The sequence below is a fragment of the Helicobacter saguini genome, assembly GCF_000762875.2.
Taxonomy (GTDB): domain Bacteria; phylum Campylobacterota; class Campylobacteria; order Campylobacterales; family Helicobacteraceae; genus Helicobacter_A; species Helicobacter_A saguini.
In genome coordinates this window covers 70,762-89,372 of the sequence record NZ_JRMP02000003.1, presented here as the reverse complement: position 1 = coordinate 89,372, position 18,611 = coordinate 70,762, and the positions used below count along the sequence as shown (strand labels likewise).

14 protein-coding genes are annotated in these 18,611 nt (G+C 37.4%); 5 read left to right on the top strand and 9 right to left on the bottom strand.

The features are described 5' to 3' along the window. Nucleotides 1-40: 40 nt before the first annotated feature. Together LS64_RS02615 and lysA are read right to left on the bottom strand one after the other, a co-directional pair. Nucleotides 41-1,591: a 2-hydroxyacyl-CoA dehydratase gene (locus tag LS64_RS02615; protein WP_237416288.1), complete on the bottom strand. Its 1,551-nt coding sequence runs from the start codon at nt 1,589-1,591 to the stop codon at nt 41-43. A gap of 144 nt (nt 1,592-1,735) precedes the next feature. Then, a complete protein-coding gene (gene lysA, locus LS64_RS02610) occupies nt 1,736-3,154 on the bottom strand; it encodes a diaminopimelate decarboxylase (RefSeq protein WP_034573655.1) in 1,419 nt (472 codons plus the stop codon). Nucleotides 3,155-3,281: 127 nt separating this feature from the next. Between lysA and LS64_RS13055 the strand changes: the two genes are divergently transcribed. Together LS64_RS13055 and LS64_RS02600 are read left to right on the top strand one after the other, a co-directional pair. Continuing rightward, nucleotides 3,282-3,698 carry a hypothetical protein gene (locus LS64_RS13055; protein ID WP_034573652.1) on the top strand — a complete coding sequence of 139 codons (417 nt, stop codon included), beginning with the start codon at nt 3,282-3,284 and terminating at the stop codon, nt 3,696-3,698. A 9-nt stretch (nt 3,699-3,707) separates the two neighbouring features. After that, complete coding sequence (locus LS64_RS02600) at nt 3,708-4,019, top strand: thioredoxin family protein (protein WP_034573649.1); 312 nt, start codon at nt 3,708-3,710, stop codon at nt 4,017-4,019. Between the two features lie 2 nt (nt 4,020-4,021). Here the strand turns inward: LS64_RS02600 and LS64_RS02595 are convergent, their stop codons facing one another. The 4 genes from LS64_RS02595 to LS64_RS02580 form a co-directional block, all read right to left on the bottom strand. Next, nucleotides 4,022-4,624 (bottom strand): tetratricopeptide repeat protein, encoded by a 603-nt coding sequence (locus tag LS64_RS02595; protein ID WP_052062693.1) that lies wholly within the window; start codon nt 4,622-4,624, stop codon nt 4,022-4,024. Nucleotides 4,625-4,698: 74 nt separating this feature from the next. Next, nucleotides 4,699-5,547 (bottom strand): phosphate ABC transporter permease subunit PstC, encoded by an 849-nt coding sequence (gene pstC / locus LS64_RS02590; RefSeq protein WP_034573645.1) that lies wholly within the window; start codon nt 5,545-5,547, stop codon nt 4,699-4,701. 116 nt (nt 5,548-5,663) lie between these two features. After that, a complete protein-coding gene (locus tag LS64_RS02585; RefSeq protein WP_034573643.1) occupies nt 5,664-6,869 on the bottom strand; it encodes a hypothetical protein in 1,206 nt (401 codons plus the stop codon). Between the two features lie 31 nt (nt 6,870-6,900). Next, nucleotides 6,901-9,789 carry a heavy metal translocating P-type ATPase gene (locus LS64_RS02580; RefSeq protein WP_118949389.1) on the bottom strand — a complete coding sequence of 963 codons (2,889 nt, stop codon included), beginning with the start codon at nt 9,787-9,789 and terminating at the stop codon, nt 6,901-6,903. 209 nt (nt 9,790-9,998) lie between these two features. Between LS64_RS02580 and metK the strand changes: the two genes are divergently transcribed. Together metK and hisD are read left to right on the top strand one after the other, a co-directional pair. Then, nucleotides 9,999-11,156, top strand: a complete 1,158-nt coding sequence (metK, locus tag LS64_RS02575; protein ID WP_034571797.1) for a methionine adenosyltransferase — start codon at nt 9,999-10,001, stop codon at nt 11,154-11,156. A gap of 108 nt (nt 11,157-11,264) precedes the next feature. Continuing rightward, nucleotides 11,265-12,590 (top strand): histidinol dehydrogenase, encoded by a 1,326-nt coding sequence (gene hisD, locus LS64_RS02570; protein WP_034571795.1) that lies wholly within the window; start codon nt 11,265-11,267, stop codon nt 12,588-12,590. A gap of 37 nt (nt 12,591-12,627) precedes the next feature. Here hisD and tsaE read toward each other — a convergent pair whose 3' ends face one another. Beyond that, the gene (tsaE, locus tag LS64_RS02565; RefSeq protein WP_034571792.1) at nt 12,628-13,035 is read right to left on the bottom strand and encodes a tRNA (adenosine(37)-N6)-threonylcarbamoyltransferase complex ATPase subunit type 1 TsaE; all 408 of its coding nucleotides are present in this window, start codon (nt 13,033-13,035) and stop codon (nt 12,628-12,630) included. Between the two features lie 7 nt (nt 13,036-13,042). Further along, entirely contained in the window at nt 13,043-14,281 is a 1,239-nt protein-coding gene (gltS, locus tag LS64_RS02560; RefSeq protein WP_034574346.1) for a sodium/glutamate symporter, read from the bottom strand. 1,340 nt (nt 14,282-15,621) lie between these two features. Between gltS and LS64_RS02555 the strand changes: the two genes are divergently transcribed. Continuing rightward, on the top strand, nt 15,622-18,420 hold the full coding sequence (locus LS64_RS02555; RefSeq protein ID WP_034571790.1) for a heavy metal translocating P-type ATPase: 2,799 nt from the start codon (nt 15,622-15,624) through the stop codon (nt 18,418-18,420). Here LS64_RS02555 and LS64_RS02550 read toward each other — a convergent pair. After that, nucleotides 18,391-18,573 carry a hypothetical protein gene (locus tag LS64_RS02550; RefSeq protein ID WP_138127234.1) on the bottom strand — a complete coding sequence of 61 codons (183 nt, stop codon included), beginning with the start codon at nt 18,571-18,573 and terminating at the stop codon, nt 18,391-18,393. The genes LS64_RS02555 and LS64_RS02550 overlap by 30 nt on opposite strands. Between the last annotated feature and the right edge of the window lie 38 nt (nt 18,574-18,611).

Below are 18,611 nucleotides of genomic sequence, written 5' to 3'. Positions count from 1 at the left end.
AAATTATAGAATCTAAATCGTTTAAACAAGGTTTAACCCTTTAAGCATGGGCTTTTTGCATACTTTTAGAATCTTTAGATTCTATCAATTCCTTTTTTGCGTTGCTTAGCATAAGTTTTATCCTATTTTCTTGATTTACACGCGTAGCGGATGGGTCGTAGTCGATTGAGACGATGTTGCTTTGCGGGTTTTTCTCTTTGATAATTTTTAGCATTCCACGTCCTACGATGTGATTTGGCAGGCAACCAAAGGGCTGCGTGCATACGATGTTATTTACGCCCTGCTCGATAAGTTCTAGCATTTCAGCAGTTAGTAGCCATCCCTCGCCCATATTCATCGCCTCGCTCACATAGCCATCAGCAAGGGTTTTGGTGTGCTTAAATGGGCTAGGCGGCGTGAAAACCCCGTGCCGCTTTATCATCTTAATCATATCGCTTTGCTTCTTGCAAAAATACTCATACACCACGCGATAAATAAGGCGTGTAAGGCGTTTGCCACCATACATTTTATTCTCCACAATGCTATCATTTATGCAATAAAGGCAAAAATCAAGGAAGCCCGGAATCACCACTTCGCAATTCTCCGCCAGCAAAAAATCCTCCAAATTATTATTTCCTATCGGCGAAAACTTGATATAAATCTCACCGACAATGCCAACCCTAATCTTTTTAGAATCTTCACGCGGAATGCTTGCAAAATCATCTAAAATCTCTTGCATATCTTTCTTTTGCGCGCGGTAATTCGTCAAACCAGCATTACTTCCCTTTGTCGTAATGCGTTCCACCCACTTGCTTACCATAGCGTCAGTATCGCCCTTATTTAGCTCGTAAGCCTTGCATTGATTAGCTAGATTCATAAGCAAGTCGCCATACACAATCGCACTTAAGAAGTTTTTAAGCATTTCACGCGTAACGGAGAAGCCCTGCCCAGATTCTAACCCACTAAAATTAAGCGAAATCACAGGAATATAGCCAAACCCAGCCTTATTCAACGCCTTTCGTAATAAATGAATATAGTTACTAGCCCTGCAGCCGCCACCTGTTTGCGTTATCAAAAGGGCGACTTTGTTTAAATCCCACTTGCCTGATTTAAGCGCGTCAATCATCTGCCCTATCACAAGCAATGCAGGATAGCACGTATCATTATGAACGTTTCTTAAGCCCTCATTTACCACAGCAGCGCCCGCATTATGCAGCAGCTCAGCCTTGTAGCCATGCAGGTGCAAGATATTAACCAAAAAGCGAAAGTGAATAGGCAGCATCATCGGCACTAAAATCGTGTGCGTTTCTTTCATTTCCTTTGTAAAAGGCACTTTTGTGATTTCACGCTCTTTTTTTAGCGGACTATGCGGATTTTGCGGACTTCCCACGCTCCATTTTGTCGCACCTTTACCCCCACTTTGAAAGCCATCCCCACCTTTAAAGGCTTGAAAATTACTGCTTTTTTGCTCTGCATTTTCCCCACTTTTTTGCCCACTTTGAAAGCCTTGAAAATCGCTTGTTTTAAAGTTACTCACATTTGTTTTAAACTCATTTGCATTCCCACTTTTAAAGGCGGTGCTACCACCATTTGCATTCAAACTACTTGTCATTATCTCTCCTTTGAAAATTTGAAATTATATCAAATTTATTATAAATTATTATGTAACATAATGTTTTGTGTTTTATAGAATCTAGTATGTCACAAAACTTTATAAAATACTTTCAAATATTTATTTTTTATGATAAAAAATGTTTTAATCTATTATAGATTTAGAATCTTTTTTAAAGTTGTGTAGGTTTTCTAGTTCGGGGGTGATTGTGGTTTCGAAGGTTTCGCGGGGTTGTATTAGGTAGTCTTTGCCATTAAAAAGGGCGACTTGGGCGGGGCGCATTCGCGAGTTGTAGTTGCTTGACATACTAAAGCCATACGCGCCACAAGATTCTATAAGTAGCAAGTCGCCGCTCTCGCACTCTGGCATTTCTCTATCTTTTGCGACATAATCGCCGCTTTCACAAATTGCGCCGACAATATCGCATTTTTGTAACTTTTTGGTGGTTTTAGTGCTAGATTCTGTAATTTTAGAATCTACTTTCACAATATTATGATACGCGTGATAAAGGCTTGGACGGATTAAATCATTCATAGCGCAATCTATAATTACAAAACGTTTATTTGCAGTGCGTTTTTCACCGATGACACGCGTTAAAATCGCGCCACTATTTCCCATGATAAATCGTCCCGGCTCGCATATACAAGTTAAATCCAAACTATCGATTTTCCTAATTATTTGCCCTATATAATTAGTAATATCAAAGCTTTTATCATCTTTATAATTAATACCAAAGCCACCGCCTATATCAAAAAATTTTAAGTCAATATTCGCACTTTTCAAACTTTTTGCAAGTTCAAAAATCTTATCTGTGGCTTCAAGCAAAGGGCTAGAATCTAGAATCTGCGAGCCGATGTGATAGTGGATTCCAACCGGGTTTAAAAACTCGCTTTTTTGTGCGTAAAGATAAAGGCGTTTGGCACTCTCAATATCAAGCCCAAACTTATTTTCATGCAGTCCTGTGGAAATATATGGGTGCGTGTTGGCATTTACATCTGGATTTACGCGGATGGAGATTCTGGCTTGTAGAGTTTGGATATTGCTAATAGATTCTGTAGTTTTGTTAGTATTTTTAGAATCTAGGTTAGAATCTTGTGAATCTTTGACCCACCCCCCTAACCCCCCTCCGCAAGGGAGGGGGGAATCAGATTCCCTAGATTCCGCCCTTATCTCCTTTACAATCCGCTCAATCCGCAGTAATTCCATTTCAGATTCCACATTTATAAACAAAATGCCTAAACGCAGGGCTTCCCTTATCTCATAATCTTCTTTCCCCACGCCACTAAAGATAATCTTATATCGCGGAATCCCCGCAAGTAACGCCCTTCGCACTTCATTTAAGCTAACGCAATCAGCCCCGCTTCCCATATTTGCCAACGTTTTGATAATGCTAAGATTTGAGTTCGCCTTAAGCGCGTAGCAAATAAGCGATTTAAACCCCGCAAACGCGTCTTTTATCGTGCCATACTGCCTTTGCATAGAATCTATATCGTAAATATACAGCGGCGTGCCATATTTTCGCGCCAAAAAAGCATAGTCACAATCAGCCAAAAAATGTCGCATAAACCCACCTTTTTAATAACCACTTTCAAAAAATACTAATTCTATCAAATAAAAGATAATTTATTTTAGAATACAATAAAATTTTATGTTAGAATAATAGCTACAATTTTCCAAAAAAGGTAAAAGTATGGATAATACAAATCTCATATTTATCGGCGGTAGTTTTGTCGTTGTCGTGGTTCTTTTTATTTTTGCGTTGTTTAAGTTTGTGCTTAGTAGTAAGCCAAAGGAGCGTGAGATTAATATCGATTTATCAAGCGGACCAAGTTTAGAGGGCGTAAAAATGGTGCTAGATTCTAGAAATAGCACACTGCAGGACTTGCAAGAGGCGATGGATAAGGTCTTTGAGGATTATGACAAGCTAGAGATTGACAAACGCGATATTAAGGGAATGCTCGTGGCTTTGAGCCTGCATCCAAACGCGGAAAAAAATATCATACTTGATACGCAAAAGAAATTCACAGAGAAAAATCCTGATTTGGCAATGGAGTTTGAGCGCGCAGTAAAAAAGGGCTTAGATTCTAGAGGCTGGTCGAAGAAGTAAGGGAAAAATATGCAAGAGTTAAACAAAAACAATTATTTTGATTCTATAAAAAATGGTATAGTGGTGGTTGAGTTTCAGGCGGATTGGTGTGGAGACTGCAGAAGAATTGCTCCTATTATGGATAAAATGCAAAAGGATTTTGAAGGGCAAGTAAAATTTTTTAGTGTAAATTTTAGCAACGAAGAAGAATTAAAAGACACTCTAAACATACAAAGAATACCAACATTAATTTTCTATAAAGACGGGCAAGAGATAGGACAAAGATTGGTAGAGCCAAGCAACCCTGCTGTTATACAAAATAGTATTAAAACAATACTATAAACTTATTGATTATTTTTATCATATAACTCACACGATTTATTATTTCCTAAATCACATCCTTGCTTAAAATACCTTAAGGCTTTACTAATATTTTTTTTTACTCCATCACCATTTATATACGCAAGGGCTAAATGCAAACAACCTATTCCTTCGCTATTATTGCAAATTTTTTCATATAGTTTATTGGCTTTTTCATAACTTTTTCCTACGCCTAATCCATCAATATATAAACTTGCTAGATTAAAACATGCGTTCATATTATCTCTATCACAAGCTATTTTATAATATTTCTTTGCCTTTTTATAATTATTTAATCGCTGAAAGCTAAAACCTAACTTATTGCATGCCTCAAAATAATTACTATCACAGGCTTTTTGTAAATATATAATAGAGCGATTATAATCTTGTACTTGTGCATATACCCATCCGCTAAATTCACACTCATTAGTTGCATCACAAGATTCTATGCTTGGTATATTTTCCAATAAAGTTTCACAGGATTCTAAATGAGAGTTAGCACATTCTACAACCAACCTATTTTTTACAGAATCTTCTTTAGCATTTAAGACAAATAACCACAATACAAAACACACAAAATACTTCACGTAATCCTACTTTAAGTTAGATTCTGTATTGTAAGATATTTTATAAAATTTTTAATTTAGATTCTATAAATATTTTAATTCTTCTCTTTCTTTATCAAATTAAAGCACATATTGATAATAAGGATAAAGACGAAAAGAACTACGGCGTTTGCGATTAGCACTTCGCGGTGTAAGCCTTCTGCGTAGCCCATTTCTAGCACGATGTTTGTGGTGAGTGTGCGCACACCATCCAAAATGCTGTGCGGGATTGTGGTTTGGTTACCTGCGACCATGATTACAGCCATCGCCTCGCCGATTGCCCGTCCTACGCCTAAAATCACTGCCGCTAAAACGCCTGATTTTGCCGCTGGTAAGGTCGCAAAAAATATGCTACGCTCGCTACTTGCACCCAACGCCAACGCTCCTTCATAATATGTGTTTGGTACGGAATCTATTGCCGCTTTTGAGACCAAAATGATAGTTGGCAAGACCATAATCGCCAAAATGAGACTAGCCGCAAGCACGCATTTACCGCTAATACCGCCAAACATACTTGATAGCATCGGCACGATTACTACAAGCCCGAAAAATCCATAGACAACCGAAGGTATCGCACCAAGCAGTTCTACCGCTGGAATAAGATATTTTTTGATATGCGGCGGGCAGAATTTGGATAAATAAACCGCACACAAAACGCCTAGTGGCACACCAAAAAGTATCGCTAATGCCGTCACATAAAAGCTCCCCACAATCATAGGGAAAATGCCAAAAAGCTCGACATCAGGATACCAATCGCGCCCAAAAATGAAGTTTGTAAAGCCGATTTTAATCGTGGTCGGTATCGCATTTGCAAACAAAAATACGCAAATCATAATGACCGCAAATATCGAAATCATCGCACAAAGCCCAAAAAGATACTTGAAAAACTTCTCTTTAAATTCCATTTTGTTGTCCTTTTTGTTGGTTAGAATCTAGATTCTAAAAAAATGCCAAAAGTATAAAAATCTTGTGTAAAGTTAGAATATTTGAAATGTAAAGAATGTGTAAAATGGGTTGATATTTAAATTCTATAGTTTTTGGAATCTTTTTTGGTATTTTTAATTTTTCCACTTTTTTTAACAGATTTAGTTTTTTTAGATTCTATATTACTAACCCTTTCTATCACATATTTTTTAGATTTATCCCTGCAAAATATTGTGGCTTTGTTATCTTTGTCAAATGTAAGGTTTTCAAATAAAGGGACTTGCACTAATGGAGCTAATAATTCCCTTTCGCTGTCGCTAAATAAGTTAGAATCTAATGTGTTTAATATTGACACTAATACATATTGTCTAGCATCGTTGATTTCCCTATTTATAATATCATCTATAAATAATTTTATCACTTCTTTAGAATCTTTATAATCGCTAAAATCTACATATTTTGACGCATAAATATTATCTAATAAATCACCAACCGCATCATAGATTCTATCATCAAAGCCATTTTCTTTAAGGTATCCTAGCACATCTCCATACTTTAAGGCTATAAGACTTACATAATCTTGGCAAAAATCACATTTATAACTTTCAAATATTAGCCATTCTCTTTTGTCTATAGAATCTATTTCCATATAACTTAAGTAGTTAAATCGCCCCCAGCCTTTTACAAATTTTGCTAGTTTAAATATGCTTTCATTATCCTTGTCATACGCAAAGGCACGAGCCACAGGCAAAGCAAACTCATCGCAGTGCCCTATCGTATCTAGTAGCATTCTAGTTTCACTATCTTGATGTGTTACGCTTAGCATAAATGCGGCAAATTTTACCGCTTCTCTGTGCGGGGCATCTCTTAGAAAGTGCTTAAATATATCCACGCTAAGAATGCGAACGCCATCAAGGCTATTTTGATTATTTTCTACATGATTTAAAAATAAGCTTGTAAATTCATAAATATAACTAAGAATAGGACGTGAAATAATAAATGTATAAATCCTACCTAAATATCCATCCATTTTTTCATTATCCATACTAAGATTTATACACTCATTATGTATTTGTAAAAACATATTGAAAAGCTCCCTAGCGGCGGCTTCATCTTTTTTAACTTTTATTGTATTATCCGCTTCACCATATTGCAAGTTTTTATCCTTAAGATTTGGAAAGGCTAAGGCTATACTATCACTATCAGGCAGGACAATATCAAGTTTATTAGAAATGCAGTAAAGAATGCAGCTATATATGCTTAATTCACCATCCATTATATCACTAAGTTTTACATTATTCATTTTTATCCTTTTTAAGATTCTAACATTGTTTTTACAATTTTGTATAATAAAGTCTTGTGGCGTTGGTTACGACACTTATTGAGCTTAGAGACATTGCTAGACTTGCTAGCATTGGGTTTAAATAGATTCCAAAATGGCTAAAAACTCCCATTGCAATAGGGATACATATCGCGTTATAAATAAAGGCAAAGCTTAGATTTTCCTTGATATTACGCAGTGCCTTTCGTCCTAGTAAAACGGCGTTTTTTATGCCACCTAAGTGATTATTAAAATAGATTATATCGCCTACTTCAAGGCTTAAGTTTGCCCCGCTTGACATTACAATTGACACATTTGCCCTTGATAGAGCCATCGCATCATTTGTCCCATCGCCTATCATTATTACTTTTTTGCCTTGCTTTTGCAGTTCTTTTATCCTTTCTAATTTATCATTTGGAGAGCAATTTCCCTTAAAATTCATATTTAAAATTTTTGCGACACGTTCCACATTTTGCGTGCTATCACCGCTTAAAATCTCGCTATTTATGCCTAATTCTTTTAAAGATTCTATAAGATTTATCGCATCTTCCCTTAGATTTTCTTGCAAGGTTATACTTCCTAAAAGCTGATATTTGTTAGAATCTAGTTTTGCTATGTAGATATTTAAGCCTTTTATAGAATCTTCATTTATAGATTCTATACCATTTTCACGCATAAAAGTCGCATTTCCTACGATAAAATCGATGGGTTTAGAATCTATATTTAATATTGCGTGTATGCCGCGGTTTATAATATTTTTAGATTCTATAATATTATATAAATCGCTTCTTTTATAAGCCTTGCAAATTGATTGCGCTAGTATATGCGTGCTAGATTTTTCACAACTAGCAATTAAACGCAAGATTTCATTAGTGGAGTAGCCCCCCTCCCTTGCGGAGGGGGGTTGGGGGGTGGGTATTTTAGTTTTAGATTCTATACTTTGGTTTTCTATATTTTCGTGGTTATTGACCCACCCCCCAGCCCCCTCCGCAAGGGAGGGGGAGTGAGCGGATTGTATATCCACAACCTTAAAATCGCGGCTTGTCAAAGTCCCGGTTTTATCAAAAATAGCTACATCACAAGTCGCAATATTTTCTAAACTTTTAGAATCTTTAAAGAAAATACCCATATTATTTGCCCTAGCATTTGCAAAAAGAATTGCCATCGGCGTAGCCAAGCCTAAAGCGCAAGGACACGAAATCAAAAGCGTGGATGCAAAATAGCTAATAGCCACGCCTAAATCCGCATAAAATAGCCAAAAAGCAAAAGAAAGCAAAGCCAAAAGTATAACGCAAGGCACAAAGATTCCAGAGATTTTATCAGCCAACGCTGCAATTCGCGCCTTAGATTCTAAACTATCCATTATCAAAGCTTTCATCTTAGATAGCGTAGAATCTTTTACGCCGCTAAGTGCCTGAACGATGATATTAGATTCTAAGTTTAGACTTCCAGCATTTATTATTTCGCCCTTAGATTTATTTATCGGCAAACTCTCACCACTTAAAACGCTCTCATCAATACTTGCAATTTGCGGCGTTATTAAAACGCAATCCACAGGCACAAAGCTATGCTCTAAAATCTCTAAATAATCGCCCTTAATGATAGAATCTGGGCTAATTTCAATGCGACTTTTAGAATCTAGATTCTGTAATTTATACACTTTAGAATCTTGCTTTTGAAGTAGCTTCTTAGCATTTGCCATTGCTTTATTTTTAGCGTTATTTTCGATAAATTTACCTAACATTACAAAGGTTAAGATTACGCACACGCCTTCAAAATATAAATTATGCACATTTATATGTCCTGCTATTAAGCCTTGAATCAATATATAAAGACTATAAAAAAATCCAGCCAAAGAACCAAGTGCAACAAGTGAATCCATATTTGGCGACAAGTAAAATAACGCCTTTATGCCCTTAAAATAAAAATCGCGTCCTAAGTGCATTACACAAAGGGCGATAAAGCATTGTGTTAGTGCGTTTATTGTTGCTTGTTGTAAAATGTGTGGCAGCGGGAAATTTAGCATTTCAGCAAACATTGTAATATAAAGTATTATGCTTGATAATATCGCGGATAAAATCAATCGCACTTTTGGTGTTAGAATCTTTATTTCGATATACTCTAACATCTCTTTTAAACCATTTCTTTTTGTGTAGCAGTCCTTTGGCAAAGCACATGTAAGCTTAGGTTTTTGCTCTTTAGATTCTATATTTTGTGTTTCTTTAGAATCTAGATTCTGTAAGTCATTGCGAGAAATTTCGTGACAATCCATACTTTGAGTTTTTATAGAATCTTGCAAATTAGATTCTGTATTTTGTATAGAATCTTTAGAATCCACGTTTTTAGATTCTATGTTTTCTAAAGAAACTGCGTTTTCTTGTGTGTTAGCAAAATTCGCAGTTGAGAGATTCATTTCAGTCTTAAAAATGGGTGGTTGGGTGGGAATAGATTGATATGAATCTCGCAACTGCGAATTTTGCGTGTTAGATTCCATATTTTCTTTAGAATCTTGGTTTGGTTGAAAATTCGCAGGATAATTTTCCTTTAAATTTTCAGTGGGTGGGACTGGGTGGGACATTGAATCTAAAGGAAAATTATCCTGCGAATTTTGCGTATTTTTAGAATCTAGATTCTGTGTTTTGTTAGAATCTTGCGACTTAGATTCCATAGAATCTTCACTCAAAACCGAGTCGAAACTTGCATCATAGCCTACACCTTGCACCGCCTTAATCAAAGATTCCACATTACACAAATTAGAATCAAAAATAACTTTCGCGCTATTTGTAAGTAAAAAAACTTCCGCAGATTCCACGCCCTTAAGCCGACTTAAAGCCCTTTGCACATTTGCCACGCAGGACGCACAGCTCATTCCACCGATATTTAACCGCACTTTTTCAATCATAAAAAACCCCTAAAAATACATAATCACATATTTCGCTTCGCTCAATATGACGAAAGATTCTATAAATCACAATCAAAACGCAAATTATAAACCCAAAAACATAACAAAAAAGAAACGCTAATTTTATGCAAAAAATTAAAATTACAATATGTATATTTAATATTTTGTGCTATTCTTTCACATATTTTTTAAAAAACAAAAGGACAAAAATGAGCAATTCATACCTATTCACAAGCGAATCAGTAACAGAAGGACACCCAGATAAAATGGCAGACCAAATAAGTGACGCTGTGCTAGACTACATCATAGCGCGCGATAAAAAGGCACGTGTGGCGTGCGAAACACTTGTAAGCAATGGCTTTTGCGTAATTGCTGGCGAGCTAAAAACTAGCGTATATGCGCCCATGCAAGAAATCGCGCGAAAAGTCGTGCAAGAAATCGGCTACACTGACGCACTTTATGGCTTTGACTATCGCAGTGCCGCCGTGCTAAATGGTATCGGGGAGCAAAGCCCAGATATTAATCAAGGCGTGGATAGAGAAGATGGCGAAATCGGCGCAGGCGACCAGGGGCTAATGTTTGGCTATGCGTGTCGTGAGACGCCGCAGCTTATGCCCTTGCCGATATGGCTTTCACACCGACTGACTGAAGGACTTGCAAAGGCTAGAAAGGATGGCACGCTGCCCTTTTTACGCCCAGATGGGAAATCTCAAGTGACCGTGCGGTATGAAAATGGTGTGCCGAGCGCGATTGATACGATTGTGATTTCAACGCAGCATAGCCCTGAAACGCAGCAAAATCATTTGAAAGATGCCGTGATTGAAGAAATCGTGCAGAAAGTCCTGCCAGAGCAGTATTTGAACGATAATATCCGCTATTTTGTAAATCCCACAGGCAAGTTTGTAATAGGCGGACCGCAGGGCGATGCAGGTTTGACAGGTCGCAAAATCATCGTTGATACTTATGGTGGGAGCTGTCCGCATGGGGGTGGCGCATTTAGTGGGAAAGACCCTAGCAAAGTGGATAGAAGTGCGGCGTATGCGGCACGATATGTCGCCAAAAATCTAGTGGCTAGTGGCGTGTGTGATAAGGCTACCGTGCAGGTGGCTTACGCTATCGGCGTAGTCGAGCCGGTTAGCATTTTAGTGAATACGCAAGGCACAGGTCGCGTGGAAGATTCAGTATTGACAGAGTGCGTAAAACGCATCTTTAAACTTACGCCAAAAGGCATTATAGAATCTTTAGACTTACTCCGCCCGATATATCAAAAAACCGCAAGTTATGGACACTTCGGTCGCGAGTTGCCAGATTTCACATGGGAAAAAACAGACAAAACCGCCGAAATCAAGGAATATTGTAAGGTATAATGAAATGTGATTCTCGCTTTATATTTTCCCCTAATATTTTTGTAGATTCTAACAAAAGATTCTAACTTTCAATGATAGAATCAAATAAATATAAATGGAGAAAATAAAATGATAAAGATTCTAAACACAAAAGATTCTAACTTTGAGAATGAGTTTAATATCCTGCTAAATCGCGCTAGTGAGGATATGGATAGCATTATCCCTAGCGTTTTAGAGACGCTTAAGGATATAAAAAAGCGTGGGATAGATAGCATTTTAGAGCTGGTAGCAAAGTATGATTCTTGGAATCCAAAGTCCTTAGAGTGCCTAAAAATCGACTTTAATCACGCCGAAAATGCCTACAAAAATCTAGATTCTAAAAGCAAAGACGCCCTAAAAATTGCGTATGATAGAATCTACACATTCCACGAATACACTAAGCCACGCGGCTTTATAAAGAACGATAACTACGCAAATACGCTAGGGCAAATCGTGCTGCCTGTATCGCGCGCTGGGCTTTATGTCCCAGGTGGCAAGGCGTTTTACCCTAGCTCACTTTTGATGAATGCCATCCCCGCAAAAGTCGCAGGCGTGCAAAATATCGTTGTAACCACGCCCACGCCGCGAAATGAAATCAACGAACTGCTCCTTGCCGCGATGTATCTTTGTGACATAAAAGAAGCCTACAAAGTCGGCGGTGTGGGCGCGATAGGGCTTTTGGCTTACGGTTTAGGCGATAAAAAATGGCGAACAAACGCTACGCAAGATTCCAAAAGTGTGCGGAAAGTCGATGTCATCACAGGTCCTGGCAACATCTATGTGGCGACCGCGAAAAAGCTTGTATTTGGCGAGGTCAATATCGATATGATAGCCGGTCCTAGCGAAATAGGCATACTAGCGGATAGGAGCGCGCCCATTGACACTTTGGCGATTGATATGCTATCACAAGCCGAGCATGACGAGCTAGCTAGCTCCATTTTAATCACAGATGACGCACTTTTGGCAACGCAAGTCGCCACCAAAATTGATAAAAAACTAGCGACCTTAACCCGCCGCGAAATAGCGGAAAAAAGCATAAATAGCCGCGGCGTCATAATCGTAGTCGAAAACCTAAAGCAAGGCGCGGCACTGATGAATGAAATCGCACCCGAGCACCTTGAAATCATCACGCAAAACCCGCTAGACTTGCTCCCACGCATAAAAGCCGCTGGCGCGATTTTCTTAGGTCGCTACACCCCAGAGGCTATCGGCGACTACCTAGCAGGACCAAACCACACGCTGCCAACAGGCGGCAGTGCGAAGTTTTTCTCACCATTAAGCAGCGAAAACTTTAGCACACGCACATCGCTTTTATCATTTACAAAAGATGGCTTAGAATCTTTACGTGAAGCATGTGCTACAATCGCCGACATCGAAGGCTTACAAGCACATAAACTCTCAGTCCTTCACCGCTAGATTCCATACTTTAGATACGGAAAAGAATTTATCAAAATTAAAATATACTAATAATTGTATAGATTCTAGAATCTTTAGTGCTAGATTCTGTAATTTCAACTAGACTTACACAAAAGCCTAAGGATTGCAAGGTTTGAGCTAGAGATTTGTCGCCCCATTCAATAAAGTGGATGCCTTCAAGGCTTAAAGATTCTAATAATTTTGCCTTAGAATCTTGTGTGTTTTTTAGATATAAATCATAATGAAAAATCTTAGAATCTAAAGACGCATATTCGTGGATAAATGAGAATGTAGGTGAATTTACCTGCGTAATGCCCTTTGTTTTGGCAAATTCTTTAACCAAAAAAGTTTTCCCCACGCCTACATTTCCGCTAAGTAAAAAAATATTTACGCCATTATCAATTAGCGAATTTATAGAATCTAAAACCTGTTTTATATCATTCATCGCGTGGCTACATCGGTAGGATTTGCAAGATTAGCTGGATTACCACTGCGTTAATGATGTCGATGAAAAATGCGCCAACAAGCGGCACGATGATAAATGCCATATGGCTAGGACCATAGTGGCTTGTAACCGTTTGCATATTTACCATCGCAGTAGGGGTCGCGCCAAGCCCAAAGCCACAATGTCCGCTAGCCAGCACCGCCGCATCATAGTCGCGTCCGCAGAATCTAAAGGTAACGTAAATCGCAAAAAGCACCATACACACGGCTTGCGCCACAAGTATCACAATCATAGGCAGCGCCAAAGCGACTAGCTCCCAAAGGTTCAAAGTCATCATCGCAAAGGCTAGAAATAATGAAAGCGAAACATTGCCAAGCACGCTTACTTCCCTATCAAAAACATGGTGAATGTTCGTCGCACTCAAAGCATTTCGCAGCACCACGCCGACAAATAGACAATACACAAAAGTCGGCAGATTAAAGCTAGGAGCGAGGCTTTTGACAAAATCACTTAGCAAATTCCCAACAAGCAGACAAATCGCAATTAACGCCAAAGATTCTATAAAACTAATAGGCGTGATTAGCCGCTCCTTTTGCGGCGTCTCAAAGCCGTGCGGGTCGTCATTGTTATGCTCTTTGCCGGGCGTTTTTAGCTTGTATTTTTTAATCAAATATCGCGCCGTAGGACCGCCGATAATGCCGCCCATAATAAGCCCAAAGGTCGCACACGCCATTGCCACTTCCATCGCCGCGGCGAAGTTGTAGGGCGGGTCGCTAAAAGTCGCTGCCCACGCAGCGCCCGTGCCATGTCCGCCGCTCATTGTGATTGAGCCGCCTAGCATGCCTATTAGCGGGTTTGTCCCCATCGCGTAAGCCACGCCAACGCCGATGAAATTTTGCAAAAATAGCAACACAACCACGACAACAAGGAAAATGCCTAGCATTTTGCCACCCTTTTTAAGAGACGCAAAGTCCGCAGACAAGCCGATGGATGAGAAAAACGCAAGCATTAGCGGGTCTTTAAGCGAACCATCAAACTTAAACTCAACGCCCAAAAACTGATACGCACACAAAATAAAAATCGCCGCCAAAATGCCGCCCACAACGGGCTCTGGGATGTTATAATCCTGCAAAAGTTTGACACGTGCGATAATGTAGCGACCCAAAAGCAGCACAAACACCATACACACGAGCGTGAAGTAAAAATCAAAGTTAAAAGCGGCTAGTTTTGCGTCACTTTTTTTGATAAAGCCTGTGATTTCGACATTTTCTTTGTTTATTTTTGTGGTGTATTGAATCTTATAAAAATCGCCAAAAGTTGCGATAATTGTAACTTTTTCGTTTTTAGGTATTCCATTATATATAATATTTTGCATAGTTTTATTATGGATAATGTAATCTTTGGGGTTGGTGTATTCTATTATGGTGTTTGTGGCGGATTCTGTGTTTTTAGAATCTATATTTGTTTGTGGCGTGGCGGTTTTAGATTCTGTAATGTTGGAATCTTTTGTGATGTTTGCGGCGGTTTTAGATTCTATGTTTTTAAAATCTGCGTTGGTGGCGTTAGATTCTATTTTAATATCCGCTTTAGAATCTGCTTTGTGGGCGTTTTTAGATTCTATATTTTTAGATTCTATATTGTGTAATTCGCTCTTAGAATCTATTTTGTTTTTAGAATCTATTTTGGCTAGATTTGTATTAGAATCTTGCGGATTTATCGCACTTTTAGAATCTTTATTTGTGTTTAAAGTTGCATTAGATTCTGTGTTTTTAGAATCTGCTGTCACGACGTGGCTATTATTTATGGAATCTACTCTCAAGGCGTGGCTAGTTTCATTATTAAGATTGAATGGAATCTCAGGCTCTGGCGTATCAAAATTAATCGAATATAAATCGCAAGACTCAAGTGGCGCGGTATAAAGATGCGCACTCTCCGCACTTATAGCATAGCCATTTCGCCAAGTTGGCATTTTCTTTTCACTCGGCATTTTTATAGAATCTTTTTCATTTTTAGCAGATTCTAATTTAGCAGATTCTAAATTTTCTTTTGACTTTTCATCTTTAGCAACATTTGAATCTTCTTTTGTCTTTTTATCCTTAGGGGCATCCTTAGGAGTATTAATTTTCTTGCACTCACTCACCGCATAATCACTCGCGTTAAACTCGATACTATCGGCACTTAACACACACACATTCACACACAAAAACACAATTAAAATATATAAATTCTTTAAAATCTTCATTACTTTCCTTACAAATAAAACCTAAATTTTAGCAGATTTTTTAGCTTTTTGCGAAAAACATTGCAATATTTGGAATTTAGATTCTATAAATTTAACTTTATGAAACATTTTTTATATACCTATACCCCCTATATGTATTTTTGTGTTATAATGCTTTATGCAAAATAAAAATTAATATCATAAAGTTTAGTTTATGAGAATCTAAAATATTTATCCATCAAGTCCATAAAGGGCGGTGGGCGGACGATAGGTCAAAATAAGTTATAGATTCTATAATTTTTAGGCTATTTTATTATAGTTTTTACATAAATTTTAGAATCTAAATTGCTCCAAAGGATTAGAATATGCAAAAGTTTAGGATTAATAATTTGTCGTGCGCTGGTTGTGCGGCAAAGCTAGAGAGTGCGCTAGCTAAAATGCCCAGTGTGGCGTCTGTGAGTGTGAATTTTAGCACAAATACGCTCAGCATTGATACGCAAGATTTAGAATCTGTAAAAGAAAAAATTAAGAAATTAGAACCAAATGCAAAGTTAGAAAATTTAGAACAAAATATAGAATCTAATGCTAAAAATACTAATTTTATAGAATCTAATTTGCTAGATTCTAATGTAGATTCTAAATTTAATAATTTAAATAAAGAAAAGTTAGAATCTAATTTGCAAAAAGATTCTAAAAATATTATAGAATCTATAACTTTTTTTATTAAAAAATTCAAAGAAGATTCTATAAAAAAAGAAGGAATTTTATTAAGTTTTCTTTTAATTATATTTTTAGTAATGCTAAGTTTTGAATATTTACCATTTTTTAAAAGTTATAAATTTCATAATTTTGTTTATTTTAATATTACAATTTTAAGTATTTTATATGTGATAGCTGGGCTGCCTGTCTTTAGGGCTAGTTTTCAAAATATTAAAAATAAAGAGATTTTTGATGAGAATTTGCTAATGTGTGTGGCGACTATTGCGGCATTTTGTATCGGCGAGATTAGCGAGGCTGTCGCGGTTATGTTGTTCTTTAGAATGGGTGAATTTTTAGAATCTATTTCGACAAACAAGGCTAAAAAATCCATTTCAAACTTGCTTTCGATTATGCCACAAATCGCACACGTAAAAGTGAAAGAAGATTCTAAAAAGTTAGGAAATTTGCAAGATTCTAACCATAAAAATACAGAATCTAGCTTAAAAGATTCTATAAATTCAAGAAATTTGCAAGCATTTCAGCCTGCCTTAGATTCAAAGTCCCACCCATTCCCACCCACTGAAAAATTAAGGCAACCTAAAATGCTTGCAAATTTTAAAACAGATTCTAAAAAGTTAGGAAATTTAGAACAAAATATCCAAAATACTTGGCAAGATACTAACCCGCAGAATTTGCAAATAGGCGATTTGATTCTAATAAAAGCAGGGGAAAGTGTGCCTGCGGATTGCGTGATTTTGCAAGGGGAAAGCCACCTTGATATGAGTGCCTTAAATGGTGAAAGTGTGCCAAAAAGCGTAAAGCCCACCGAGCAGATTCTAGCTGGTAGCATAAATCTTAGCCACGCCCTTATAGCAAAAGTCACTCAAAAGTTTCATAATTCGCAACTTAGCAAGATTAAAGAAATGGTAGAAAATGCAAGTGATTCTAAACCAAAAACTCAAAAAATCATAACTAAATTTGCAAAAATTTACACTCCCATTATGTTTTTTATCGCACTAATTGTCGCAATAGTTCCACCTTTTCTAACTCTTTATTTTGATGTAAGGCTAGATTCTATCCTTAGTCTTGATTTTCTAACTAACAATAATATTTCTACCTTAGAATCTAATTTGAATGTTACACAAGATTCTAACACTACATCACAAATCTGGCATGAGTGGATTTATCGCGCGTTAGTTATTTTAATGGTTAGCTGCCCTTGTGCGCTCGTGCTGTCCGTGCCACTTGGCTATTTTGGCGCACTTGGCATTGCTAGCAAGAAAGGCATTTTGATAAAAGGTAGCAATTTTTTAGAGAGCCTTGCGAATGTGAAAAATGTCGTTTTTGACAAGACCGGCACGCTTACAAATGGGCGATTTAGCATTGCTAAAATTGTGTGTAGTGCGGGCTTTAGCGATGATATTTTGCTGCAAAGTGCAATTTGTGCTGAACAATTTAGTAGCCACCCGATTGCAAGGGCTTTCCTTGATTTTTCAAATGAAAAGCTAAAGGATTTAAAGCGGCATAATTGCGATATTTTAAAGCATGAAGAACGCGGTGGGCAGGGCGTCCTAGTCACTTGCAAGGGAGATTGTATAATCGTTGGAACTTTGCAGCTTTTAAAGTCGCAAAATATTGATGTAAGCAGCTTTTCTAAGCTTTCAGCGAGCTTAGAATCTAGTGAAATGGAGACTTGCACCATTGTGCATATTGCTAAAAATGGCGTGTATGCGGGGTTTGTGCTAATTGCTGATAGTTTGAAGCCTGATACTTTGGGCGTTATGAATGATTTAAGGGGCTTAAACATTGAGCCTTACGCTATTTTAAGCGGTGATAATGCTAAAAGTGTCGGCTATATCGCAAGTTTGCTAGGGATAAAACGTTTTTTTGCTAATTTACTACCAACGCAAAAGGCGGAGATTCTAAAAGAATTAATGTATAATAAAAGTTATGAAAATACTAACTTTTTATCGCAAGAGAAAGATTCTATAAAGTTAGAAAATTTAGAACAAAATAAGGAAAAAATAGATATTTCGCATTCGCTCAATATGACAAAAAACACAGAATCTAACCCAAAAGATTCTATAAAAAGTTCTAAAAATCCTAACTTTAACCCACACACAATTACCGCATTTGTCGGCGATGGCATAAATGATTCTATCGTTTTAGCCACAAGCGATGTGGGCATAAGCGTTAGCGGACAAGATTCTAATAACGACATAAGCAAGCAAAGCGCGGATGTGATTTTGACAAATCCTAGCCTAAAAGGCGTGGTAGCGGCAATTAAAATTGCTAGAAAAATAAAAAAAATCACCTATCAAAACATAGTTTTCGTGCTTTTAGTCAAATTAATCATAATCGCACTTGGGCTTTTTGGCATTGCAAATATGTGGCTAGCCGTCTTTGGCGATGTGGGCGTGGCACTTTTAACGCTCCTAAACGCCTTGCGAGTTTTGCGGATATAAACACTTCCCACGCTCCAAAAAATCTAAAAGTTTTAAGGATACAAGCACAAATTTCACACTCCCAAAGACCCTAAGAGTTTTGCAAATATAACCACATCTCACACCCATAAACGCCCTAAAATACTTAGAATCTAAAATATAACAATCATACAATATCAATAACTTAAAGAAAGAATACAGAATTTAGATTC